The sequence below is a fragment of the Bacillus sp. CH_48 genome, assembly GCF_038008465.1.
In the GTDB taxonomy this organism is placed as follows: Bacteria; Bacillota; Bacilli; order Bacillales; family Bacillaceae_G; genus Bacillus_A; species Bacillus_A thuringiensis_S.
On record NZ_JBBOZF010000001.1, the window covers coordinates 980,253 to 1,004,110 of the forward strand.

Consider the following 23,858-nt stretch of genomic DNA (forward strand, 5'->3'; position numbering starts at 1 on the left):
CTTATAATTTTGGTTTCTTTAAAGAATAAGCGATGTTCTGTACAAGTAAAACACCATCTTGGACTCCCTCGATAATAACCTCTGTTCCTTGCGAAATATCTTTCTTTCCAACTGTTTTAGCTAGGATTGCATTGTTTCCAAATTGGGAGGAAATTAATACTTCACCAAACCCTTCTGTAGGAATAGTCGTAATGACCTCTCCTTTGCAACCGATGAATTCATCCATACGTTGCACCGTGTTTTGTTCTGCTTCTGCAATCGGTTTTAAAATTAGTATTTTCATGATGAATACACCGATAAAAGATATAGCAAATGCAGCCCCAAAAATAAGAATACTATTAAAGGAAAATAAATATTCTCCTATATAACTAAGTCCACATAACATGGCGAAAAAACTAAGTAATAAAGTAACAACGGATACAGATCCGCCTCCAAAACTAAATATGGATTCAAATATATCTCCAAAAAAGATATAAATTACAGTGAGTATAGTAGCAATAATAAATCCATATAAATAAATTGTTTCAAGTGGATAACCAAACAAAGCCATTTCTTATCCCCCTCTCTTAAACAATCCCTTTTTTGTTATGTGTATGCCCCACCTCTTTCAAAGATTATCGTTCTAAATTTTCAGTTATTTACCCTTTAAAGAAAAGCCTGTAAGACAGGCCTCTAAAAAAGAACAGGAGAAACCTATTGTGACAGGCTCCTCCTAGAAAATAACCGATATATTATATATCTATATAATATACTATTTTCCACAAAAAGTAAAGTTAAACATACATTGGAAAAGTACTTATTTTACTGACAATTCGTATGTTCCATCGCCATTATCATATTTATATACATACAAGTAATACTTACCTGGTTTTGCATTAAATTTTGCTTCTATATGATTCCCATTAGCTTGACCGTAAGCCGCATAATTTTGCATATCTGATTCATGGTGAAGTACCCATGTCATCCCAATTCCATACTCATTTAAAACAGAAATGTCGATATCTTTCGCTGATGCTACATTAAATGTATAAACATCAGTGTGGTCCCCGCCAATAAGATTACCTTTTATCGTACTATTTAGCCCGATACGATTTGCTTCCTCTGGACGATTATTTGGTTCTGATTCTGTTAAACTTCCATCTTTAATCGTAACAGTTGTTTCGCTTCTGCTCTCTTTTCCTTTATCATCTTTTACTCTTAACGATACTTTATAAGAACCTTCTCTTTCATATACATGTACTGGATTCACTTCTGCACTTGTGCTTCCATCTCCAAATTCCCATAAATAAGAAATAATTTTTCCATCTTCATCGTTTGAGCCATCACTTTTAAATTGAATTCCCTCTTTTACAACTCCATTATAAGGCCCGTTTACATTAACCGTCGGAGCTTTATTTTCTCCATCATCTTTTGCGATTCCATGGAAGACTACATCATATTCAAATTCATTTGAGCTATTCACACGATAATTGACGAAGTATGCTGTAACAGTTTTGTAGCCACTCCATTCTTTTTGCGCCAATTGTTCTAAAGATTCATTTACTCTTTTACTCATTGCTTTCCAATCTTCTGATTCACCTTTTGTGACACTACCTGTATACGTACCTTCTAATGTAAATGTATTAAAGAATTGAGAATTATGTTTTGTCATTTTTGTATCTTTCATAGGCAACGTATCACTAATTTCTTTCTTCACCGCTGTTAACGACTTCGTTGCATGTTCAGCTAAATAATCATCAGCTACTTCTGGTACAGTGTATGTATCTTGATTATTAATTAACTGCTGCATATACTCTTGATACTCTTTATTTAACTTAGGATCTTTACTTAGATTTTCACGATATGCATCATAATTTTTCACGTCATTCGCACGAATTAAATCTTGAATTTTATCAAATGTTTCAAACTGATGCGTATATAAGTAAGACTGCAATGCGAACGAGTAATTATAGAAATCCCAAGAACCGTATTTAGCAAATAGTGTGCGCTCTGCAGTATAACGGCTTGCAGGATCAGATGATAATCCGCTAATTATACTCTTTCTTGGTACAACGTTATTCGTACGAGTAGAGCCTGCGAAAAACTCTGCATTTCCTTCTTGGAACCAAGTTAACCTTTCATTTTGATACATATCTCCTCTTCCAAATAAACCAGGAACTTCATATCTCCCTTGCAGATAATGAGTAAATTCATGACGGAATAACTCTTCTAAACTATAAATACTTTGCTCTGGTGTACGCTCATATGTAAAGAATGTTCCTGTTTCTTCGATATAAATTCCACCGTTGTTTGTTTCATACCCATACAATTGTCTATTTAACTGATATTCATCTGGACTATTATAAATTACGATTGTTAACACATCATCCGCATTTCCTGGCTCTAATGCTTTGTCATTTCCAATTACACGGTGATACTGTGCCTTTACTTCCTTCGCAGCCCAATATAATCTCTTAATTTTTTCTTCTGATACTTTATCTCCTGTTTTGAACACAATTGATCCATCATCGAATGTATACGTTTTTGGTAAGTACTGCTCTTTTCCTTCTTTACGTATTTTCTCTAAATCTACTGTATTCCCGCTATAATCTTTACCATTATAATTTGTTGTAATTTGTTCTATCGCAACAAAATATGGTTCACTTAAGTGTGGGTACATATGCATTGCTTGTGTAACAACCTCTAATCCTTTATTCGGATTGCTATGAAATTTCCCTAAACGGCTTGCAAAATAAATACCATTATTAACGAGCCATTTATTTTCTGACGTTACTTCATTTAAAAGAGCAATACGATTTATTTCATTAATAAACCCATCTACTTTTCCATACCACATCGTTTCATTCGCTTCTTTACGGGCCTCAACTAAATACGACTGTATATCATAGTCAATCCCTTGCATAATATCGTATATTGCTTGTCCCTTCATTCGATCATTTACATAAGTAGTAAAATTATCATTGTATTGCTTTAAAATATTTGATGCGTATTGAACTGTTTCAACATCACTTGATGCATTACTAATTAATTTTCCGTATGCAGATACGACTGTATCTTGTTCATCTGTACCAAGCTTAAAGTTTGGATTTTTTGCGATTGCTTTTAAAGCAGGTAAACATTTATCCTGGAAGCTTCTTTCATTTAATTCACTTAATTCGTTATTATAAAATGCCAGATAAAAAGCGGAACGCAACACTTCAGTAAACGTTTGAATTCCTTTTGAATCATCTTTCGTAAATGTACTACCTCTATGAGCTAATTCATCTATAATGACTTGCATTTTTCCTTTATCTTTATAAAAGGCCTTTGTGTCTTCATTAAACTGGAATAAATCTGTAATTTGGTGCCACTTAATACTGCCTAATGTTTCAACTAATTCTTGATCATTCATTTTGTTTAAATCAGCCATTGAATAGCTTTCTTTAACTTGCTTTACTGCCGTTTTCTTCGTAATAGATGCTGGTCGCTGTGAAAAATCGCCTACTTTTAAACGTTCTTGAAATGATAAGGTTTCATCAACTTTTGAAACATGCCCAACTTCATCTACTGGCTTTTCAATTCCAACCGGTTTCGTTTTTAGCACATTATACGGTACTTTTTCTTCCGCTACTGCATGAGTTTGAAGTGCCCCTAACGATAAAGCCATTGTACTAATGCTAAGCATCACTTTATTGATCTTTGATTTCTTGTTCATATCCTTGCCCCCTATTTTAATATTCCATTCAAGAATTTAACATAAAATCTGGATGTAACAATATAAAATGCAATATTTCATATTATTTCTTCCTATAATTTGTACATATCGTGAACACCCTTTCCTTTATCTAACCTCCGCTGATTATGAACTTATAACAATCAAAATTCCCTTTTACAAATATTAAAAAGAGAATTTTTTGACATTTAACCCTTTAATTGTTATGGTTAATATAATTGTTAACTTTATTAAATAAAGGTGGGATTCTATGATAAAAAAAGAGAACAGTGTATTTTATATCTCCATCTTGCTTACAACCTTATTTATTATATGGGGTGTCATACCAGCAAGCTGGATACAAGGCCATGATTTACAAAGTATCACATCTTCTTTAAACTCATTTATCCTCAATAAATTTGGATGGTTTTACTCTCTACTTATGACCACAATGCTTGTTTTAGCTACTTATTTAGCCTTTTCAAAATACGGTTCTATTCGTCTTGGTAAAGATGGAGAAAGACCAAAATACAGCTATTCATCTTGGTTATCCATGTTGTTTGGAGCAGGAATGGGGATTGGACTCCTCTTCTATGGAATCGCTGAACCGATTTCACATTTTACAGATCCATTAACAGGAAAAGCAGGTACAGAGGAAAGCGCCAAACTCGCTATGCAATATTCATTTTTCCACTGGGGACTCTTTCCGTGGTCACTATACGCGATGGTTGCTTTAACAATTGCATATTTCACATTCCGCAAACAAAAAGGTAGCACAATTGGGGCTACAGTTACTCCATTATTTAATCGATCGAAAAATTCTCCTATCGGAAAAACAGTCGATATTTTGGCTGTTTTAGCCACAGTATTTGGCATTGTGCCATCTGTTGGGATTGGTGCTCAACAAATTGCCGGAGGATTAAGCTATTTATTCCCTTCTATTCATAACACTTTACTTACTCAGCTCGTACTTATAGCTATCTTCGCTGTTTTATATTTAACAAGTGCGCAAACTGGCTTAGATCGTGGGATTAAATATTTGAGTAACTTGAATTTCTCTCTCGCAGGTATTTTACTCGTCTCCTTTTTAATTTTAGGACCAACTGTATTTATTATGAAATATTTCACATCTACACTCGGTTCTTATATCGGCGCTTTACCTAGTATGGGATTAAATTTAGGAGCATTTAGTGAAAAATCTTCTTCTTGGATTGAAAACTGGACTATTTTCTATTGGGGATGGTGGATCTCTTGGTCTCCATTCGTCGGTACATTCATTGCTCGTATTTCTAAAGGGCGCACAATAAAAGAATTTATTATTGGAGTTGTATTAGTCCCAACTCTTATCTGTACATTTTGGTTTGCAGTATTTGGCGGTACCGCTATCCATATGGAAATGTTCCAATCGCTTGGGATAGCTGATGAAATCGCAAAAAATGGTACAGAGATTGGATTATTTGCTGTTATTTCGCACCTACCATTCTCTACATTTTTAACGGTTATCGGGTTAATTTTAGTAGCCACATTTTTCGTTACTTCTGCCGACTCGGCAACATTTGTTGTTTCAATGCAAACGAGTAACGGAAGCTTATCACCGAAAAATAGTTTAAAACTTATATGGGGATTAACAATCGCGATCATTGCAGCACTTTTATTACAAGCTGGAGGATTAAATGCACTACAAATTGCAGCTATAATCGCAGCACTACCATTTTCTATCGTAGTCGTTCTTATGGTTGCTTCGCTATTTAAAGAGCTGCGAAAGGAAGATGTTAATTCGCAAACGAAAGAAGTTCCGCAAAAAATAAAAAAGATTATGTAACAATTGGCACCTCAAATTACTTCTGAATCCGTGATGACTGAGAGAAAAAAGAAAATTAACAAACCCCATTCGTATGAAATATAATTTTCATACGAATGGGGTTTTACTCTATCTATTACACAAAAGACAAACATTAATTATATACAATAATAAGATTAAACGTTATTTATTTCTTAAATAACCTCTTTCTAAATACGAACATACTTAGTGCGGAAAGAACAAGTGTTATTCCAGAAAGTAAAGTCGATGTGCTAGCTTCACCGCCTGTTGATGGTAAAGATTTCTTTCCTTCCTCCGTCTTATTAACATGTTGTGTATTTAAAGTATCTGCTGTTCTGCCTTCGTTTTCAACAACCTGATTATTTCCTTTTGGCTCTTTTACTTCCTCTTTCGCTTCTTCAACTTCTTTTGTTGGTTCTTTCACTTCTTCTTTTGACTCTTCCACTTCTTTCGTTGGTTCTTTTACTTCTTCTTTTGACTCTTCAACTTCTTTTGTTGGTTCTTTCACTTCTTCTTTTGACTCTTCCACTTCCTTTGTTGGTTCTTTCACTTCTTCTTTTGACTCTTCCACTTCCTTTGTTGGTTCTTTCACTTCTTCTTTTGACTCTTCCACTTCCTTTGTTGGTTCTTTTACTTCTTCTTTTGACTCTTCAACTTCTTTTGTTGGTTCTTTCACTTCTTCTTTTGACTCTTCCACTTCCTTTGTTGGTTCTTTCACTTCTTCTTTTGACTCTTCCACTTCCTTTGTTGGTTCTTTCACTTCTTCTTTTGTTTCTTCCACTTCTTTTGTTGGTTCTTTCACTTCTTCTTTTGACTCTTCAACTTCCTTTGTTGGTTCTTTCACTTCTTCTTTTGGTATTAATTTTTCTACTATATTCTGCATTACAATGCCACTATATAATATGCCAGTCTCATAATGATCTGCATCTAAATCAAATTCATATATTTTTTCTCCTAAAGTACGCCAAATGATTCCCTCATCAGTAAGAGTTCCACCTTCACTCTTTAGTGTAATCTTTTCAATTGGCTCTCCCTCTAAATCATATACAGGTATTTTCACTTCTTTATTTATTTCTGCATCATCCAAAATGACCTTTTGCCTTCTAACATCAATTGTTACCCACTGACCTAATTGTATTAATGGCCTTACATCACGAATCTCATTTTCAGCTAATTTTAAACTAAGTAAGTCTAACATTGAGCCAAGAACCGTTACATCTGTAATACGATTCTCAGTAAGATTTAACCACTGTAAATTTTTCAATGAAGATAGCGGTGTTATATCTTCAATTTGATTATGAGATACATTCACATTATTCAATCGTTTCAAGTTTGAGATGAAATCAATATTTTTCAGGCCTACTCCTTCTAAAGTAAGGTTTTCTAAGTTCGTCATGTACTCTAAACCTGTTATATCTTTTATCTCATTTCCTTTTTCTTTAAGTATCTCTAATTTTTTAACCTGTAATAAATCTTCTTTTGTGATAGGAGCGTTTAAGTTCTCTCTACCTAAATTCTCTTTATTAATATGTTGTTGTAAAGTTTTATCGAGAATTACATTTGCACGTTCTTTTTGTTTTTCAACTATATTCTGTATAACCGTACCATTAAATCTTATTTTACTTTCAGTAGAATTAGTATCTAGTTTAAATTCATATATTTTTTCTCCAGGACTATTCCATTTTATAAATCCGTTATTCAGAGTAGCCCCCTCACTTTTTACATTAATATTTTGAAGTGGTTCTCCCTTAAGGTTGTATACTGGGATTTTTAATTCCTCATCTACGCTTGCTTCATTTAAAAAGATTTTTTGTCTTTGAATGTCAATTGAAATTCGCTTACCTAATTCCTCAACAGGCCTTACGTCAGAAATTTCATTTGCTCCAAGATTTATCTCATGTAAATTTGTTAAAGTGCTCAACGGCGATATATCAGAGATATAATTCTCTTCTAAATTCAGCACTTGTAAAATTCCTAATTGAGATAATGGTGATATATCTTTTATTTCACTATCAGCAATTTCTAGTTCAATAAGATTACTCATTTTACTAATAGATTCAACATTATTAATTTTATTGTTCCCTATCCATAATAGTTCCACATTATTTAATCGATCAATTCCATTAAGATCACTGATTTGATTATTTGCTAAGTATAATTGTTTCATAGTTGATAATGTAAATAATGGCTGGATATCTTTAATGTTATTACCGATTAAATCTAATGTTTTGATTTTTTTCATTTTACTTAATGGTGTAAGATCAGAAATTTTATTATCTCTTAAAAAAAGCATATTAATATTCTCTAATTGCCCAATTGGATGAATACTTTCAATTGAATTAGAAGTTAAATCAACGTACTTCAAACTTCTCAATTTCGAGATAGCTGATATATCTGTTACATTAGACTCTCGTAACGTCAACTTCTCTAAATTTGTCATATACTCTAAACCAGCTATTTCATTTATCCCTTTACCTGAATAAATGGATAATGTTTTAATTTGTAATAAATCTTTCTTTGTGATTGGCGCATCTACATTATCTCTATCTAAGTTATATTTATTAATATATTTTTGTAATTGCTTATCTAATATTACATTTCCGTTTTCATCTTGTTGCTCCTCTTTATTTTCCTTTTGTTTTTCTGAAACATTGTTTTCTAAATTTATAGCATTCACTTCAAACTGCACTTGATATTTATTATCATAGGCCATCGTTGGAATATAAATATGCATTTGCATATTGTATGTTTTTCCTAATTCTCCAACTTCAAATTGAATAACCTTCGTCCCATTTTTCTTTTTGTCTTCTGATAGGACCTTTACATCATGAAACACACCTGGCGTATGAATATCCTCTGTTTTCAAGTATTGGAAGAAATCACTATCACTTAACGTTGCTGTTACAATTTTCTTTCCATTCTCAATTGTTAATTTCGGATCCTTTATATAAACAGCTGCCATAGACTCTTCATTCGTTTTATCTTTATACGCTTTAATAACAGCATCATATGTACCATCTTCTAAACCTTGTCCCGTTTTATTCGCCTCAATTGCCACTGCCGCTAAAGCAGGTGTTGAATAAACAGCAAACGGAAGTGATAACGCCGCCGCTATAATCATTGCATTTATACGTTTTCTTTTATTTTGTTTCAACTTTACATCTCCTCCAAAATATATAATTCGAAATGTAATCATTTCTCGAATAAATGATAATGATTTTCATTATCATTGTCAACTAAAAAAATAAAAAGTTTACAAAAAAAGAACCTCTTTAAAAGAGGTTATGCCATTTTCTCACCTGATTCTTCTCTAAAAAAGCTTTTCATCGCATGAAATACGTCTGCTTTTTGCTTTAAAATATAGTATCTAAAGTTTTCATCTTTAATATTTTTATAGGCTGACATGAGTGTACTATGGCGATTATACTGATTCACTTCCCCATATCCAAACATATTACATTTCTTCATTAATTCTTCCACAAGCTTTACACACCTAGCGTTATCTGATGTTAAATTATCACCATCTGAAAAATGGAATGGATAAATATTATAGCGGTCTGGTGAATATTTATTATCAATCAGTTCTAATGCCTTTTTATATACGGAAGAACATATTGTTCCGCCACTTTCTCCTTTTGAGAAAAATTCTTCTTCTGTGACGACTTTCGCTTCTGTATGGTGAGCAATAAATTCAATATCAACTGTTTCATACTTTGTTCGTAAAAATCTTGTCATCCAGAAAAAGAAGCTACGTGCCATATACTTCTCCCACATTCCCATCGATCCACTCGTATCCATCATCGCTAACACAACAGCCTTTGAATCTGGCTTTAATACTTCATTCCAAGTGCGGAACTTTAAGTCTTCTTGATGAATTGGATGGAAAGATGCTTTACCACGCATCGCATTTCGTTTATATGCAGATATCATTGTTCGTTTCTTATCGATATTTCCCCATAATCCTGTTTTTCTAATGTCATTAAATTCAACATGTTCAATCCGATTTTCATCTATTTCTTTTCTCTTTAAATTAGGCAGCTCTAACTCTCTGAAAAACGCCTGCTCTAATTCTAAAATAGAGACTTCAGCTTCATAGTAATCTTCCCCAGCTGCATCTCCTGCTCCTTGCCCTTTTCCTGGCCCTTTTTGTTTTTGACCACCTGATCCATCTCTCGCAACGACATCACCAACTTTACTGTCACCGTTTCCTTGCCCAACATGTTTATTTTTATCATAATTGTATCTAATCTTATATTCATCTAGAGAACGAATTGGTATTTTTACAACATCTTTGCCATTAGACATAACTATACTTTCTTCTGTTACAAGATCGGGTAAATTATTCTTAATTGCCTCTTGTACTTTTTCTTGATGGCGTTGTTGGTCGTCATATCCTTTGCGATGGAGGGACCAGTTTTCCTGTGAAATCGTATAATTTGGTTGATTTTCTTCGCCCATTCCTTTCCCTCCTTACTGTAATTGTCTTCCTTTATGAACAGCAATCTATAAATTTTGTTCTGTACTGTGCAAGCTAGAATATTTGAAAGGTAACTGCCCACAGAAAATCATCCCATAAACATTTATAACGTTTTTCATACAATACCCGAGCATCCTAAACAAAATTTTGCCACTCACATAATAGAAAGAAATATTCAGCCACTGATAAGAAAGAAACACAATGCATTGTTGCACACATTTTTACTTTGCAACATATTGTATTGTGTTGGCTTTTTTCGTATGAATGGTTGGTTACTCTATCATATGCATATTGTAAAAATAATTGACAATAAATTCATGAAATTGCATCTTAATTTATTACATTTGGACAAGGTATGACACTTTATACACATATGAACGGATAATAAAACGCTGTCCCGCAAAATACAAGAGACAGCGTTTTGTTATCAAACTATCGGTTTAACAAGCTACCTACATAGCGTAATAATTCATTTGCTGAAGAAGAATTATAGCCATGCTCATCAATTAAACGCGCAACAACATCATTGATTTTCTTAAGCTGATTTTCGTCTGGCGTTTTCGTTGATGTTGTAATTTTCACTATATCTTTTAAATCAGCAAATAGTTTTTTCTGAATCGCTTCACGAAGACGTTCATGTGAATTATAATCAAAGCGTTTTCCTTTACGGGCATAAGCAGAAATGCGAATTAAAATCTCTTCACGGAACGCTTTCTTAGCATTTTCTGAAATCCCAATTTGCTCTTCAATTGAGCGCATTAATTTTTCATCTGGACTCATTTCTTCTCCTGTTAACGGATCACGTAATTTCGATTTATTGCAGTACGCCTCGACGTTATCTAAATAATTATCCATAAGTGTCTTAGCCGATTCTTCATATGAATAAACAAACGCCTTTTGTACTTCTTTCTTCGCGATTTCATCGTATTCTTTTCTCGCTAATGAGATGAAATTCATATAACGTTCACGGTCTTCATTACTAATCGATGGATGCTGATCCAGCCCATCTTTTAAAGATCTAAGTACATCTAACGCGTTAATAGATGGTACCTCTTTTCGAATGATTGTAGACGAAATTCGGTTAATGACATAACGAGGATCAATACCCTTCATACCTTCATCTTGATATTCTCGTTGTAGCTCCTCTACATCAATCGCATTATAACCTTCTACCGTTTCTCCATCATACAAACGCATCTTTTTAATTAAATCAATATCCGGACGCTTCGGATCTTTTAAACGAGTTAAAATAGTGAACATTGCTGCAACGCGAAGTGTGTGTGGTGCAATGTGAACATTCGACACATCACTTTCACGAATCATTTTTTCATAAATATGTTCTTCTTCACTTACTCGTAAATTATAAGGAACTGGCATTACAATAATTCTTGAGTGCAATGCTTCATTTTTCTTATTTGCTATAAATGAGCGATACTCTGTTTCATTCGTATGCGCTACAATTAATTCATCTGCTGAAATAAGCGCAAATCTTCCCGCTTTGAAATTCCCTTCTTGCGTAAGCGATAATAAGTGCCATAAAAACTTCTCATCACATTTTAACATCTCTTGGAACTCCATCATTCCTCGGTTCGCCTTATTTAATTCTCCATCAAATCGATACGCACGCGGGTCTGATTCTGAACCATATTCTGCAATCGTAGAAAAGTCCAGACTACCTGTTAAATCTGCAATATCCTGTGATTTTGGATCAGACGGGCTAAATGTACCAATCCCTGTACGGCGATCTTCAGAGAAGAAAATACGCTCTACAACTACATCCTCAATTCTTGATCCGTATTCTTGCTCTAAACGCATGACATTTAGTGGTGATAAATTTCCTTCAATTCTAACCCCATACTCATCAAAGAAATCATCTCGTAAATGATGTGGAATTAAATGCAGTGGATCCTCATGCATTGGGCATCCTTTAATTGCAAAAATTGCTCCACGATCTGTTCGTGAATATGTTTCTAATCCTCGTTTCAACATCGTAACTAACGTTGATTTCCCTCCACTAACAGGACCCATTAATAATAAAATTCTTTTTCTAACATCTAATCGTTTTGCGGATGGATGAAAATATTCCTCTACAAGACGTTCTAGAGCATCCTCTAATCCAAAGAGCTGATTACTAAAGAAGTTATACTTTCTTCTACCATCAACTTCTTCAATTCCAGCATCTTTTATCATATTGTAAATGCGAGAGTGTGCTGTTTGAGCCACCCATGGTCTTTCTTTCACAAGCTCCAAATACTCCGCAAACGTACCTTCCCATTGTAACCGTTCTTCTGCTGCTCGATGCTGTTCAATCTTTTTTAGAATATCCATTATAGCTCCTCCCCCATCTCCTTGTTCAATCGGATTATTATAAAAGGTATGCTAGGATGTCCTTAAACATTCTTTAAATCAAAACGAAATATATAATAGCACGCTAAAATTCTCTCCAAAATTCAAAGAAAATTCTGTATAATATAGGTATTAACGTTTTCACACTGCTATTCATTATAAATAAATTCTTTTCTTCTAAGAACCTTACATACATTTTGGGTAATAAATAGAACTCGTGAACCGAAAAAAGTAAGGAGGATATTAGTATGAAATTATTATTAATTTTAGGTGTATCACTCACATTTCTTACAGCTATTTTTACATCTGGTTACAATGACAAACCAGGTACACATAAAAAATGATGTGCTTTTAGCACATCATTTTTTTATACATTATTTATAATACATATTTTCCATATCATATTTGGATAATGGTCGACTATAATAATAACCTTGTACAAGCTTCACATTCTTTTCTTTCAAAAACTGTATTTGCTCCTTTTTTTCTACTCCCTCTGCAATTACATTCAGTTCTAAAGTATGAGCTAAATGAATAATTGCAGCTGTAATATTCGTATCACGTTCATCTATATGTATACCTTCCATAAAAGAACGATCAATTTTTAAAGTATCAATTGGATATGTTTTCAAGTAACTTAAAGATGAATAGCCTGTTCCAAAATCATCTAAATGAATCTTTAAATTTTGTTCTTTTAATTGTAGTAACACTCTCTTCGATATATCTTTATGTATAAGAGCTCCTTCTGTAACCTCTATCGCTAATAAATAAGCTGGTACATTGTACTTATTTAAAGCCCGTGTAATCATCTCTATTAATGTAATAGAGCGAAAGTGTCTAGCTGAAATATTAACTGCAATTGGGACCACTTCATATCCTTTATTTAACCATTCGCGCAGTTGCTGACACACTTGATTTACTACCCATTCATCGAGCTTAATAATAAATCCTGTTCTTTCTGCCAACGGAATAAATTGATTTGGAGAAACAAATCCTAATTCCTTATTCTCCCACCTTATTAAAGCTTCCATACTAGCTATTTTTTTCGTTTCAATATTAATTTGTGGCTGATAATATAAGAAAAACTCATTTTTTTCTATAGCACGATGTAACTGGTTTTCTATTATAAACCTTTGTTCACGCTCACAGTCTAATCCACTACAATAAAAATGATAATGTCCTTTTCCTTTTTCTTTTGCTTTTTCTAAAGCAGCATCGACCCTCTGAAATAGTATTTTTTCATCTTCTCCATCTGCTGGAGCCATTACAATTCCAATTGACGCACTTAAATATACATCTTCTTCCTCGATTACAAAATATTCACTAATATTTTTCAGTATGCCTTTTGCAATTTCCTCTACACATTCTTTCGTTATATTTTCTATTAACATAACAAATTGATCATCGTGTTCTCTAAATAAGTGCATACCTTCTATTTTTAGATTGCTTAAACATTCTGTAACTTTTTGTAATACTTTATCTCCCTCTTTATGACCAAATGTATCATTAATACGATGAAACTCATCTAAATCTATAAATACAAGCGCAAAATTTATACTCTCTTTTAAAAAAGTATTTAACTTATTTGTACATGAAATTCTATTCATTAATCCCGTTAACTGGTCATAGTAGGCTAAATATTCTGTTCGCATTTCGTTTAATACTTGCCTTGTAACATCTCTCGTAACAATATAAACTCCAACAATTTCACCGTTCACAATAATCGGGATAGTTCTCAAAGAAATATATAGCTCGTACCCTTCTTTATGAACATATTTCTTTGAAACAATTTGTTTTGCTCTTCCCTGCAGAGCTCCTTTAAATAGAATTTGAAAGTCTTTTTCATATTCTTTATTAATGAATTCAAAAATAAATTTATTATTTAACTCTTCATACCGGTATCCAAATATTTCATACGTTGCCGGGTTTGCATATGTAACTCTCCCTATAGAATCTATAGATATAATTGAGTCATTATTATATTCTAGTAACGACTTAAATAACATTTGTTTTTCCTCTATCTCTGTCTTCTCCTCAATTTGAGCTGTAATATCTCTTGTAATACAAATAACAAATTGACATATTCCTTCTTCATCGCAGACAGGATTAAGTGAAGATTCATAATGTATCTCACCTTTTTGTAATTTGACTACATCACAAAATGTGTGTGCTTTCGCTTCTCTCACTACTTTTTCATATTGCCTTTGCAATATCCCCGCTATATCTTTTGGTAATACTTCTGCAAAAGTTTTTCCATAGCACTCTTCGCTTAACCTAGCATAATCCATTCCTATTCTATTCACATACATATATTTAAACGTTTCATCATCAATAACTTTCAAAATAAATACTAAATCTTGAATAGCATGTAATAATCCTTGTCTAATTAAATCCATATCTATCATACTTAAAAAGGTATTTTGATTACTATATTCTTCCTTCATATTTATCTCAACCCGTCTTATCTATTTTTAATCATATATCCCATTCTATATGATTATGTCCTCTCTTTTAAATGTATGATTACATATTATTTTTATTTTATAAAAAAAAGTCGCCATATGGCGACTTTTAATAAACGATTTCTAAATCTAATCCAGGGTAATTTTGTTGACGGAACGCTTCATAAATTAAAATTGCTGCTGTATTAGATAAATTTAATGAACGTACTTTATCTGTCATTGGAATACGTAAACAATGATCAAAGTTTTCTTCGATTACATTAGCTGGTAAGCCGTTTGTTTCTCTTCCAAATACAAAATAGTAATCCTTCTCGCGCTTGCTATAGTCAAACGCTGTATGAGCTTTTTCGCCATACTTCGTTAAATAGAAGAATTCACCATCTTTATTTTTTTCATAAAATTCTTCAATTGAATCATAATACGTAATTTTCACGTGCTGCCAATAATCTAATCCGGCACGCTTTAACATTTTATCATCCGTTGAAAATCCAAGCGGTCTAATCAAATGTAATTCTGTTCCAGTTGCTGCACAAGTACGAGCAATATTCCCTGTATTTGCTGGAATTTCTGGCTGATATAAAACAACATGTACTCCCACGCGATATTCACCTCTGTTTTTTGTCTACTACGTATTATACCACTTGAGCGAAAAATCTCTACCCATTAATAATATGAAAGAATTTATATTTCATTTGTGGTGTATATTTACTAGAGTCTTCATAGTTCCAATAACGTCGACGGCTATTCGCTGAATGTGCATTTACAAGCGGCATACCATCTGCATCTTTTGCTACTACAATCGTCGTATGATTCCATCTTCCGTCATCCTCGAAATCATAAGCAATAACATCTCCAAGAATAAGTTCTTCTGGCCTCTCTACCGCCTCTGCTCGAAGTCCTGTTGTAGCACCTGACAAATACCAATAAAAAGAATGTGCAACAGCCCAGCTCCAACTCCACTGATTCTCCCTTTGCCACCATCCTTTACGAATATTAGGATATCCGTTCATAGGTACTTCTCCAGTATGAAGACATTGAGAAATAAAATTCGTACAATTATCAGGGAAATTACGATACATAGGATTTCGGTCATCCCACCAACGCTCTGCATATTTCACTGCCTCTAAACGATTATACTGATAAGAACCGTACTTCTCTTTCGTAATTTCCCTTTCTAATGTCTCACCCATTCTAATTTCTTCTGACACTTCAATATCATAATCGCCTATAATCCGACTATTATTTAAACAAACTCTTCGTTTTAATTGTTCCTCTTCAATATAAAATAATTCTTTATGCTTAATTAAATATTTAAAATGTATTTGATAATCAATTTCTTGATGGTCATTACTATTTAATTGTCTAATGAAAGAAACATCCGCAGTTGCTTTCACTATATGTGCACTACGCCTTTGAAACAATTGTTTCTTTCTCTGTGCCATTTGTAGTAAATCCTCAGCAATACCATCCACGTCTGTTCGTTTCTCTGTGATATATGCTAAAAACTGTTGTACTTGCTTTTCAATATTCATTTTTACAGCCATTTCGTTTCCCTCCCATATTACAATATGAAAAAGGGAAATATTATCTACTCTTTTTTCTGTGCTAACAATTCAAGCCCGCGCTTCATTTCATGAAGTACTTCTTCATCTTTCTCACGTTCCATCGCTTTCTCAATCGCTTCGCCTACTCCATCTCCCCCAATTTTCCCAAGTGCCCATGCTGCCGTTCCGCGCAATACCGGTCTTGGGTCATCTTTCATAACACCAATTAAATCAGGAATTGCCGATGCTTCTTTAAAATGTGCTAATGCTAAAATCGCATTTCTTTGCAGTGGCTTTTTCCCTCTCCATGACCCTGACATAATCCCATATTTCTCTTTAAAATCACGATTACTAATTGTTAAAAGTGGTGTTAATAATGGTTTAACTAGCTCAGGGTCCGGCTCCATCTCAGGATGATTATGAAAATCCATTCCTTTGTTTTTCGGGCAAACAGTCTGACACGTATCACATCCATATATACGATTTCCTATTTTATCGCGATATTCTTCAGGTAGGAATCCTTTCGTCTGTGTTAAAAACGCAATACACTTCTTCGAATCTAACTGTCCCCCCTGTATTAAAGCACCTGTAGGACAAATATCGATACATTTCGTACAGCCCCCGCATTGATCTTCTATCGGCTTATCTGGCGGGAATGGAACATTTGTAATCATTTCCCCTAAGTATACGTACGAACCGAATTCAGGTGTAATAATAGCACAGTTTTTCCCACTCCAGCCAATGCCTGCACGCTCTGATACAGCTCGATCACTTAATTCACCTGTATCAACCATGGACTTCACTTCTATATCCGGAAGTTTTTCAATTAAATATGCTTCTAATTTTTGCAAACGATCTCGTAAAACAAGATGATAATCTTGTCCCCAAGAAGCACGGCAAAAAATTCCACGGCGTTCTCCACGCTTACTTAATGGTGCATTTTTTAATTTTGAAGGATATGCTAAAGCAATCGCAATAATTGATTTAGCACCCGGTAATAAAAGTTGCGGATTCGTTCTCTTCTCTATATCAGGCTCTTCAAATCCAGATTGATAATTTAATTGTTGTTGCTGGATTAAGCGCTGCTTTAATTCCTCAAAAGGAGAAGCACTCGCAAAGCCTATTTTATCTATGCCAATTGTTTTACTATACGCAATTACATCTTGCTTTAATTGTTCAAAATCCACTCTTAATCGCCTCCTCAGATGAATCCATCATCCCTTATGTAACGACTTTATTGGTTAGTAATTCACTTTTGGAATACTATTATTTACTTCTATTTTCGCATGTAATTATATTTTTCAAACATTAAAAAACGCAATGCCTCGTTTATCTCGGAAACGAAACACTGCGTTGATCACAATTTATAGAAAAACATTTAATAAAATTTGGAGCGGGTGAAGAGAATCGAACTCTCGACCAGAGCTTGGAAGGCTCTTGTTTTACCACTAAACTACACCCGCAAATATGAATTACATATAAGATATTAGAATAACTTATGTAAAGTAGTATAGCATGTTAAAAAAATAGAGGCAAGAATTTTATCGAAAAAAGTCGAAAAAGTGATGAGAGACCTCATCACTTTTTCAATTCTTTATCAATGGCCTTCTTCATACTATCGAAATCAGGGTTTGCAAGATTTCCGTTTACATATACTGAAGGAGCACCTTGAACTTTTAATTTTTGAGCACGATCTGAATCTTTACGTACTTTTTCTGTAATTTCTTTACTGTGTAAATCTTTCTTAAATTGCTCTACATCAACTTTTGGAAGTTTCTCTTTCACAATGCTAAGAAGCAAATCTTCTGTAATCCATTCTTCCGTATCTTTCTTTTGATTTTGATAAATCTCATCATAGAAAATCCAGAATGAATCTTTATCTTGTTTATAAATTGCTTCACCAGCTGCTGCACCTAAATCCGAGTCTTTTCCGATAAATGGGAAGTTAATAAAATATAACTGCACTTTGCCTTTATCAATATACTCTTCTTTTAATCGAGGTAATACTGTTACATCCCAAGTACGACAAGCAGGACATTTGAAGTCTCCAAATTCAACTACCTTAACTGGAGCATCATCTTTCCCTAAAGATTGTTGCGTGGAATAAGCAAACATCTCATTCCCTTTATCTTTTTTGTCATTTATGATGCTATACGCAATTGTTCCAATTACAATCAATACTGCGATAGAAAAAACTATACCAAGAGCCATGAGTTTATTTGATTTCATATACATTCCTCTTTAAATTCATATTCTGTATACAGCATTGTACACAATACACATAATATCAACACTTATATACGTCACGCAATGAACACGCTCACATAAATTACAAAAACACAATAATTGTGACGATATTGTGTCACAATTTGTCACAATTTATTCAAAAAAAGAAGCTCCTCTGTAGGAACTTCTCTTAACTTACTGCTTTTTTACGCGCGCTATTTAACATCGACTGCTCTATTTTTATATCATGACGAATTACCAATTTCTCACTAACTGCTTGAACATACTCATCATGACTTATATAGCCTTCTTTCTCCATTAGTCTCAAAACGACATTTCGTCTCTCTACTGCTTTATCATAATTTTGGGCAGGTGAGTAATAAGCAGGTGCTTTTACTACAGCAGCCATCATTGCACTTTCAGCCAACGTTAATTGGTTCACCTTTTTACCGAAGTAAAGGTTTGCTGCTTTTTCAATTCCCCATGCTCCTTCTCCATAATAAATGTTACTTACATATAATTTTAAAATTTCATCCTTCGTAAATGTACGTTCAATTTTTTTCGTATAAAAAATCTCTTTCCACTTACGAGAAAATGTACGTTCATTCGTTAAAAAAGCATTTTTAGATAGCTGCTGTGTAATCGTGCTTCCTCCTTGTACGACACCACCAGCCTTTATATTCTCAACAGAGGCCCTAATAATTGCTATATAATCTAAACCGTTATGATGATAAAATCTTTTATCTTCTGTCGCAATAAATGCATGTGTTAATGATTCTGGTACCTCTAACTTAGCCGGCACATGTAATTTACTAATATCACTTTGCTCAATCATTACATTTCCAATGAATAATAACGTACAACTTAACAATAATAATAATATAATGGCTTTATAAAAAAGTTTAGTCATTGGATTTAATGCAACTTTTTGATGATAGTTCACCCTAGATAATACTCGTTCTTTCATCTTGAACACCTCTTTTCCACACAGCATATAACTCTTACTTTAAGAATACATTGTTGTAAAAAAATATCCCATCGATTTCTCTTACACGTACCTTACATCATTGTAAGGTATAAAGTGAAACTTTAATAAGCCCTCATCAATCAGGCTTACTGCCCAGCAAATAGTCGGATAAAAAAGTATTGTATCACAGTCTTTTTTTATCTACTATTCATCTGAAATATTGAATATAGGTATGTTAAAGTACGAATAACCAATAAGAGAGTAACCCTTAAGACTATTATATTTTCACTTTACACTTTAATTATATCATCTACAAATATATGTACTTTTAACTATCTAGTAATCTAAATGTATATAACATATAAAGTGAAACTTTAATCAGTGGAGGTTTTGTTCATCCCCACTGATTATTAGCCCTCACCAATTGAGCTGCCCGGCAAATAGCGGGATAAATCCATTATACAGAACAAACGTTCTACAAATCAATACTAGCGCTATTATTATTTTGACCTTTTTCTTAAACAGTATACAAAAAAAAGAGTAGTGATTTGAATGTATCTCAAATCAGTCACTCTTTTCTTTACAATCTTCCTATTAAACTATACGGCTGTACTTCCCACGTTTCGTACGGAATATAATGTGTTGCTCTCATCGCATCAAGCGTTCTGGATTTCATATGAGGACGCGTTATATACTCATCTATATTCTCTTCATTTAAAGCAACAAATTTAGCCTCTTGTATTTCTTCAGGTTGAATTTTTATTTCACCGCTCACATATGCCACTTTAAAAACAACAGCTAAAATATGCATAGAAGCATTATAGTAAACACCTGTAACTCCAACCGGCTTCACAGTTAAACCGGTTTCCTCAAACATTTCCCTACAAACTGCTTGATCGAGCGCTTCTCCTTCTTCCACCTGTCCTCCTGGCAACTCCCACGTATCCGATCGCCAATGTACTTTAGCTAATAACACTTCATCTTTTTCATTTGTTAAATAACCTGCTACAGCAACGATATGCTTTGGTGTTTTATGTTCCATATTAAACCTCCTAGAAATAATGATTATTTCATATATCCCTATAAGCATATTCCCTGTCTACAACAAAATACCTTTACTAATTCATCAACTTAATTAACTTCATAAAAAAAGCCTCTATCCGTTAAACGGACAGGGCTTCTATCGTATTATTCTCCTAAGTCTACGTTGTGGTAAACTTGTTGCACATCTTCTAAATCTTCTAATGCATCAACCATTTTCTCAAATTGTACTTGAGCATCTTCGGGAAGTGTAACATCACTTTGTGCAAGCATTGTTAATTCTGCAACTGTAAATTCTTCAACACCAGCACCTTTAAGTGCAGATTGTACTGAATGGAATTGATCAGGTTCAGCATACACGATAACAGAATCTTCTTCTTCTAGAATGTCACGTGCATCAACATCTGCTTCCATTAAAATTTCAAGAACTTCATCTGATGTTTTACCTTCAAGGCCGATAACAGCTGTCGCATCAAACATGTAAGCTACAGAACCGTTTACACCCATGTTACCACTGTTTTTGCTAAATGCAGCTCGTACATCTGCTGCAGTACGGTTTACGTTATTTGTAAGTGTATCTACAATAACCATAGCTCCATTTGGTCCAAATCCTTCATAACGAAGCTCGTCATAATTTTCCTCTGAACCGCCTTTTGCCTTTTCAACTGCACGATCAATAATTGTTCTTGGTACATTGTATGTTTTCGCACGTTCTAATACGACTCTAAGCGCTTGGTTTGATTCTGGATCTGGCTCTCCTTGTTTTGCCGCCACATAAATTTCACGTCCAAATTTCGCGTATATACGGCTTGTATTTGCATCTTTCGATGCTTTTTTGTCTTTAATATTGTTCCATTTACGGCCCATACTTTCCACTCTCTTTCTCGTTTTAAATCTACATAAAAATATTAATATGAAATATAATGTGTGTTCAACACATTTTTAAAAGAAATATAAAAAGTTCATTTTTGATTCATATTACAGACATAATATAAATCACTATCATTTTGTTCTTTCGACAAGTTATATTATACATGAATTCCTAAGTTTATTACGAATTTTAGCATCACATAATATAATTTAACAAAAAAGACTCTAACATTTCTGTTAGAGTCTTTTTATATTGCCGATACCGATTTCCATAATATTCCCATAATTACTTTCTATTGCTGTACAATAAAAATAGGGAAAAATTTGAAGAAAAGGTGGAGGGAGAATTATGACACATTCAAATGAGAAAAAATCACATGCTTTTAAAGGAATAGGAGAGAAGTTAAACCCAACTATCTATCAAGTAAGATTCATGAAATTAGATGAACCAATCCAATTTGAGGCGTTTCCTGAATTGAAGGAATTAGGGGACTGGTTGAGTACTTCAACGCACATGTGGTCGTGCCACTCAACTATGTACAAATACAACAGAGAAAAGTTTGAAAAGAAGTTTTTAGAAATTACGAAATTAACAGCTGATCATGTACTAATATCTACTGGTGGTGTCGGATTTAACTTCATGTCACCGGGGTGGAGAAATTCTCTCTAGAGTGCTCGAAGGGAATATTATAGAATACCGCAATTAAAAGGATAAAATTGAATGTTTGTTTTTATCCTTTTAATGTTTCGCAGTTTACTCACCGTACACTTTTTGTGCTTATTTTGTCATGTAATGAAAAGAAAACAAAAAAAACTCTATACTAATTGTATAGAGTTTTTTTACGACGTTCATGATACCGATGGTCGGGGTCGAACCGACACTCCCGAAGGAACACGATTTTGAGTCGTGCGCGTCTGCCAATTCCGCCACATCGGCACAAAAGAAAAGGCGGCAACCGGATTTGAACCGGTGATAAAGGTTTTGCAGACCTCTGCCTTACCACTTGGCTATGCCGCCATATTAAATTTCATTGGAGCGGAAGACGGGATTCGAACCCGCGACCCCAACCTTGGCAAGGTTGTATTCTACCACTGAACTACTTCCGCAAAAATGGCTGGGCTAGCTGGATTCGAACCAGCGCATGACGGAGTCAAAGTCCGTTGCCTTACCGCTTGGCTATAGCCCATCGAATTCTTACTTAATTATATGTAAGTATCAATTAAATTATTTGTAATTTTAAAAATAAAAATGGGGCGACTGATGGGAATCGAACCCACGAATGCCGGAGCCACAATCCGGTGCGTTAACCACTTCGCCACAACCGCCATGTTGTGTAAATATATTTGGCAGGGGCAGTAGGAATCGAACCCACACTGGAGGTTTTGGAGACCTCAGTTCTACCTTTAAACTATGCCCCTATGTAAATGGTGGAGGGGGGCAGATTCGAACTGCCGAACCCGAAGGAGCGGATTTACAGTCCGCCGCGTTTAGCCACTTCGCTACCCCTCCGAAACTTACATGGTGCCGGCTAGAGGACTTGAACCCCCAACCTACTGATTACAAGTCAGTTGCTCTACCAATTGAGCTAAGCCGGCGTATTTTATTAAAATAAATGGTGGCTCGGGACGGAATCGAACCGCCGACACGAGGATTTTCAGTCCTCTGCTCTACCGACTGAGCTACCGAGCCTTATTAAAATGGCGGTCCCGACCGGGGTCGAACCGGCGATCTCCTGCGTGACAGGCAGGCATGTTAACCACTACACCACGGGACCATTTGGTTGCGGGGACAGGATTTGAACCTGCGACCTTCGGGTTATGAGCCCGACGAGCTACCGTGCTGCTCCACCCCGCGATAATACTATTTATATAAAATTCATATGGTGGAGGATGACGGGATCGAACCGCCGACCCCCTGCTTGTAAGGCAGGTGCTCTCCCAGCTGAGCTAATCCTCCAAAGTGGTGACCCGTACGGGATTCGAACCCGTGTTACCGCCGTGAAAGGGCGGTGTCTTAACCACTTGACCAACGGGCCAAATATTATAAATCCTATGGCGGAGAGCAAGGGATTCGAACCCTTGATACGCTTGTGACGTATACACGATTTCCAATCGTGCTCCTTCGGCCAACTCGGACAGCTCTCCAATGGCTCCGCAGGTAGGAATCGAACCTACGACCGATCGGTTAACAGCCGATAGCTCTACCGCTGAGCTACTGCGGAATAATATTGCCTGGCAACGTCCTACTCTCACAGGGACAAGGTCCCAACTACCATCGGCGCTAGAGAGCTTAACTTCCGTGTTCGGTATGGGAACGGGTGTGACCTCTCTGCCATCATTACCAGACATTATTCTTTTGAGACAATCATTATTATAACTTATTCACTTTAAAAGTCAACAAATTTTTTATGT

Annotated in this window: 15 protein-coding genes, 16 tRNA genes and 1 rRNA gene; 2 read left to right on the forward strand and 30 right to left on the reverse strand. The window is 34.6% G+C overall.

The annotated features are described in order from the left end of the window. Position 1 precedes the first annotated feature (1 nt). Together N2V92_RS04700 and colA are read right to left on the reverse strand one after the other, a co-directional pair. Entirely contained in the window at positions 2–550 is a 549-nt protein-coding gene (locus tag N2V92_RS04700; RefSeq protein WP_001173143.1) for an NfeD family protein, read from the reverse strand. 246 nt (positions 551–796) lie between these two features. Further along, the gene (colA, locus tag N2V92_RS04705) at positions 797–3,694 is read right to left on the reverse strand and encodes a collagenase ColA (RefSeq protein ID WP_016078618.1); all 2,898 of its coding nucleotides are present in this window, start codon (positions 3,692–3,694) and stop codon (positions 797–799) included. A 268-nt stretch (positions 3,695–3,962) separates the two neighbouring features. On the opposite strand from colA, the gene opuD reads away from it, so the two are divergent. Next, on the forward strand, positions 3,963–5,513 hold the full coding sequence (gene opuD, locus N2V92_RS04710; RefSeq protein WP_000591601.1) for a glycine betaine transporter OpuD: 1,551 nt from the start codon (positions 3,963–3,965) through the stop codon (positions 5,511–5,513). A 166-nt stretch (positions 5,514–5,679) separates the two neighbouring features. On the opposite strand, the gene N2V92_RS04715 is transcribed toward opuD, so the two are convergent. The 12 genes from N2V92_RS04715 to N2V92_RS04770 form a co-directional block, all read right to left on the reverse strand. Then, positions 5,680–8,667, reverse strand: a complete 2,988-nt coding sequence (locus N2V92_RS04715) for a leucine-rich repeat domain-containing protein (RefSeq protein ID WP_000812450.1) — start codon at positions 8,665–8,667, stop codon at positions 5,680–5,682. Between the two features lie 128 nt (positions 8,668–8,795). Beyond that, positions 8,796–9,971 (reverse strand): sporulation protein YhbH, encoded by a 1,176-nt coding sequence (gene yhbH, locus N2V92_RS04720; protein ID WP_000503516.1) that lies wholly within the window; start codon positions 9,969–9,971, stop codon positions 8,796–8,798. A 451-nt stretch (positions 9,972–10,422) separates the two neighbouring features. Next, positions 10,423–12,318, reverse strand: a complete 1,896-nt coding sequence (locus tag N2V92_RS04725) for a PrkA family serine protein kinase (protein WP_000353273.1) — start codon at positions 12,316–12,318, stop codon at positions 10,423–10,425. A 392-nt stretch (positions 12,319–12,710) separates the two neighbouring features. Continuing rightward, positions 12,711–14,780, reverse strand: coding sequence for a sensor domain-containing protein (locus tag N2V92_RS04730; protein ID WP_000657163.1), 2,070 nt, complete (start codon positions 14,778–14,780; stop codon positions 12,711–12,713). A 127-nt stretch (positions 14,781–14,907) separates the two neighbouring features. Next, the gene (trmL, locus tag N2V92_RS04735) at positions 14,908–15,396 is read right to left on the reverse strand and encodes a tRNA (uridine(34)/cytosine(34)/5-carboxymethylaminomethyluridine(34)-2'-O)-methyltransferase TrmL (protein ID WP_000538147.1); all 489 of its coding nucleotides are present in this window, start codon (positions 15,394–15,396) and stop codon (positions 14,908–14,910) included. Between the two features lie 58 nt (positions 15,397–15,454). Continuing rightward, positions 15,455–16,342 carry an amidase domain-containing protein gene (locus tag N2V92_RS04740; RefSeq protein WP_000279323.1) on the reverse strand — a complete coding sequence of 296 codons (888 nt, stop codon included), beginning with the start codon at positions 16,340–16,342 and terminating at the stop codon, positions 15,455–15,457. Between the two features lie 44 nt (positions 16,343–16,386). Further along, a complete protein-coding gene (queG, locus tag N2V92_RS04745) occupies positions 16,387–17,529 on the reverse strand; it encodes a tRNA epoxyqueuosine(34) reductase QueG (RefSeq protein ID WP_000345208.1) in 1,143 nt (380 codons plus the stop codon). Between the two features lie 202 nt (positions 17,530–17,731). After that, positions 17,732–17,805, reverse strand: a tRNA-Gly gene (locus N2V92_RS04750). Positions 17,806–17,920: 115 nt separating this feature from the next. Then, positions 17,921–18,571: a DsbA family protein gene (locus N2V92_RS04755; protein WP_000841308.1), complete on the reverse strand. Its 651-nt coding sequence runs from the start codon at positions 18,569–18,571 to the stop codon at positions 17,921–17,923. Between the two features lie 187 nt (positions 18,572–18,758). After that, positions 18,759–19,535: a transglycosylase domain-containing protein gene (locus tag N2V92_RS04760; protein ID WP_000664718.1), complete on the reverse strand. Its 777-nt coding sequence runs from the start codon at positions 19,533–19,535 to the stop codon at positions 18,759–18,761. Positions 19,536–20,115: 580 nt separating this feature from the next. After that, the gene (locus N2V92_RS04765; RefSeq protein ID WP_000400451.1) at positions 20,116–20,577 is read right to left on the reverse strand and encodes an NUDIX hydrolase; all 462 of its coding nucleotides are present in this window, start codon (positions 20,575–20,577) and stop codon (positions 20,116–20,118) included. A gap of 146 nt (positions 20,578–20,723) precedes the next feature. Then, a complete protein-coding gene (locus tag N2V92_RS04770; protein ID WP_000532954.1) occupies positions 20,724–21,443 on the reverse strand; it encodes a YebC/PmpR family DNA-binding transcriptional regulator in 720 nt (239 codons plus the stop codon). Between the two features lie 352 nt (positions 21,444–21,795). Here N2V92_RS04770 and N2V92_RS04775 point away from each other — a divergent pair, with 352 nt between their 5' ends. After that, complete coding sequence (locus tag N2V92_RS04775) at positions 21,796–22,116, forward strand: DUF3884 family protein (RefSeq protein WP_000149824.1); 321 nt, start codon at positions 21,796–21,798, stop codon at positions 22,114–22,116. A 185-nt stretch (positions 22,117–22,301) separates the two neighbouring features. Here the strand turns inward: N2V92_RS04775 and N2V92_RS04780 are convergent. From N2V92_RS04780 to rrf, 16 genes are all read right to left on the reverse strand, one after another. Further along, positions 22,302–22,383: transfer RNA gene (locus N2V92_RS04780), tRNA-Leu, on the reverse strand. A 10-nt stretch (positions 22,384–22,393) separates the two neighbouring features. Further along, positions 22,394–22,464: transfer RNA gene (locus tag N2V92_RS04785), tRNA-Cys, on the reverse strand. A 14-nt stretch (positions 22,465–22,478) separates the two neighbouring features. Next, positions 22,479–22,553, reverse strand: a tRNA-Gly gene (locus tag N2V92_RS04790). A 5-nt stretch (positions 22,554–22,558) separates the two neighbouring features. Beyond that, positions 22,559–22,633: transfer RNA gene (locus N2V92_RS04795), tRNA-Gln, on the reverse strand. Between the two features lie 63 nt (positions 22,634–22,696). Continuing rightward, positions 22,697–22,772 (reverse strand) — tRNA-His (locus N2V92_RS04800). A gap of 19 nt (positions 22,773–22,791) precedes the next feature. After that, a tRNA-Trp gene (locus N2V92_RS04805) sits at positions 22,792–22,865 on the reverse strand. Positions 22,866–22,872: 7 nt separating this feature from the next. Then, a tRNA-Tyr gene (locus tag N2V92_RS04810) sits at positions 22,873–22,956 on the reverse strand. 10 nt (positions 22,957–22,966) lie between these two features. Then, positions 22,967–23,042, reverse strand: a tRNA-Thr gene (locus tag N2V92_RS04815). A gap of 18 nt (positions 23,043–23,060) precedes the next feature. Beyond that, positions 23,061–23,136, reverse strand: a tRNA-Phe gene (locus tag N2V92_RS04820). Positions 23,137–23,145: 9 nt separating this feature from the next. Further along, positions 23,146–23,221: transfer RNA gene (locus tag N2V92_RS04825), tRNA-Asp, on the reverse strand. Positions 23,222–23,224: 3 nt separating this feature from the next. Then, positions 23,225–23,301 (reverse strand) — tRNA-Met (locus tag N2V92_RS04830). A 26-nt stretch (positions 23,302–23,327) separates the two neighbouring features. Further along, positions 23,328–23,403, reverse strand: a tRNA-Val gene (locus N2V92_RS04835). A gap of 4 nt (positions 23,404–23,407) precedes the next feature. Next, positions 23,408–23,482, reverse strand: a tRNA-Glu gene (locus N2V92_RS04840). 17 nt (positions 23,483–23,499) lie between these two features. Beyond that, positions 23,500–23,591 (reverse strand) — tRNA-Ser (locus tag N2V92_RS04845). A 2-nt stretch (positions 23,592–23,593) separates the two neighbouring features. Continuing rightward, positions 23,594–23,668, reverse strand: a tRNA-Asn gene (locus tag N2V92_RS04850). An 8-nt stretch (positions 23,669–23,676) separates the two neighbouring features. Next, a 5S ribosomal RNA gene (gene rrf / locus N2V92_RS04855) occupies positions 23,677–23,792 on the reverse strand. Positions 23,793–23,858 lie beyond the last annotated feature (66 nt).

Excerpts from the sequence above, each read along its gene's own strand:
- opuD (WP_000591601.1), top strand. The coding sequence starts at position 3,963 with ATGATAAAAAAAGAGAACAGTGTATTTTATATCTCCATCTTGCTTACA.
- N2V92_RS04700 (WP_001173143.1), bottom strand. The coding sequence starts at position 550 with ATGGCTTTGTTTGGTTATCCACTTGAAACAATTTATTTATATGGATTT.
- N2V92_RS04775 (WP_000149824.1), top strand. The coding sequence starts at position 21,796 with ATGACACATTCAAATGAGAAAAAATCACATGCTTTTAAAGGAATAGGA.
- N2V92_RS04730 (WP_000657163.1), bottom strand. The coding sequence starts at position 14,780 with ATGAAGGAAGAATATAGTAATCAAAATACCTTTTTAAGTATGATAGAT.
- N2V92_RS04770 (WP_000532954.1), bottom strand. The coding sequence starts at position 21,443 with ATGGGCCGTAAATGGAACAATATTAAAGACAAAAAAGCATCGAAAGAT.
- N2V92_RS04740 (WP_000279323.1), bottom strand. The coding sequence starts at position 16,342 with ATGGCTGTAAAAATGAATATTGAAAAGCAAGTACAACAGTTTTTAGCA.
- N2V92_RS04755 (WP_000841308.1), bottom strand. The coding sequence starts at position 18,571 with ATGAAATCAAATAAACTCATGGCTCTTGGTATAGTTTTTTCTATCGCA.
- N2V92_RS04760 (WP_000664718.1), bottom strand. The coding sequence starts at position 19,535 with ATGAAAGAACGAGTATTATCTAGGGTGAACTATCATCAAAAAGTTGCA.
- yhbH (WP_000503516.1), bottom strand. The coding sequence starts at position 9,971 with ATGGGCGAAGAAAATCAACCAAATTATACGATTTCACAGGAAAACTGG.
- N2V92_RS04725 (WP_000353273.1), bottom strand. The coding sequence starts at position 12,318 with ATGGATATTCTAAAAAAGATTGAACAGCATCGAGCAGCAGAAGAACGG.
- N2V92_RS04765 (WP_000400451.1), bottom strand. The coding sequence starts at position 20,577 with ATGGAACATAAAACACCAAAGCATATCGTTGCTGTAGCAGGTTATTTA.
- colA (WP_016078618.1), bottom strand. The coding sequence starts at position 3,694 with ATGAACAAGAAATCAAAGATCAATAAAGTGATGCTTAGCATTAGTACA.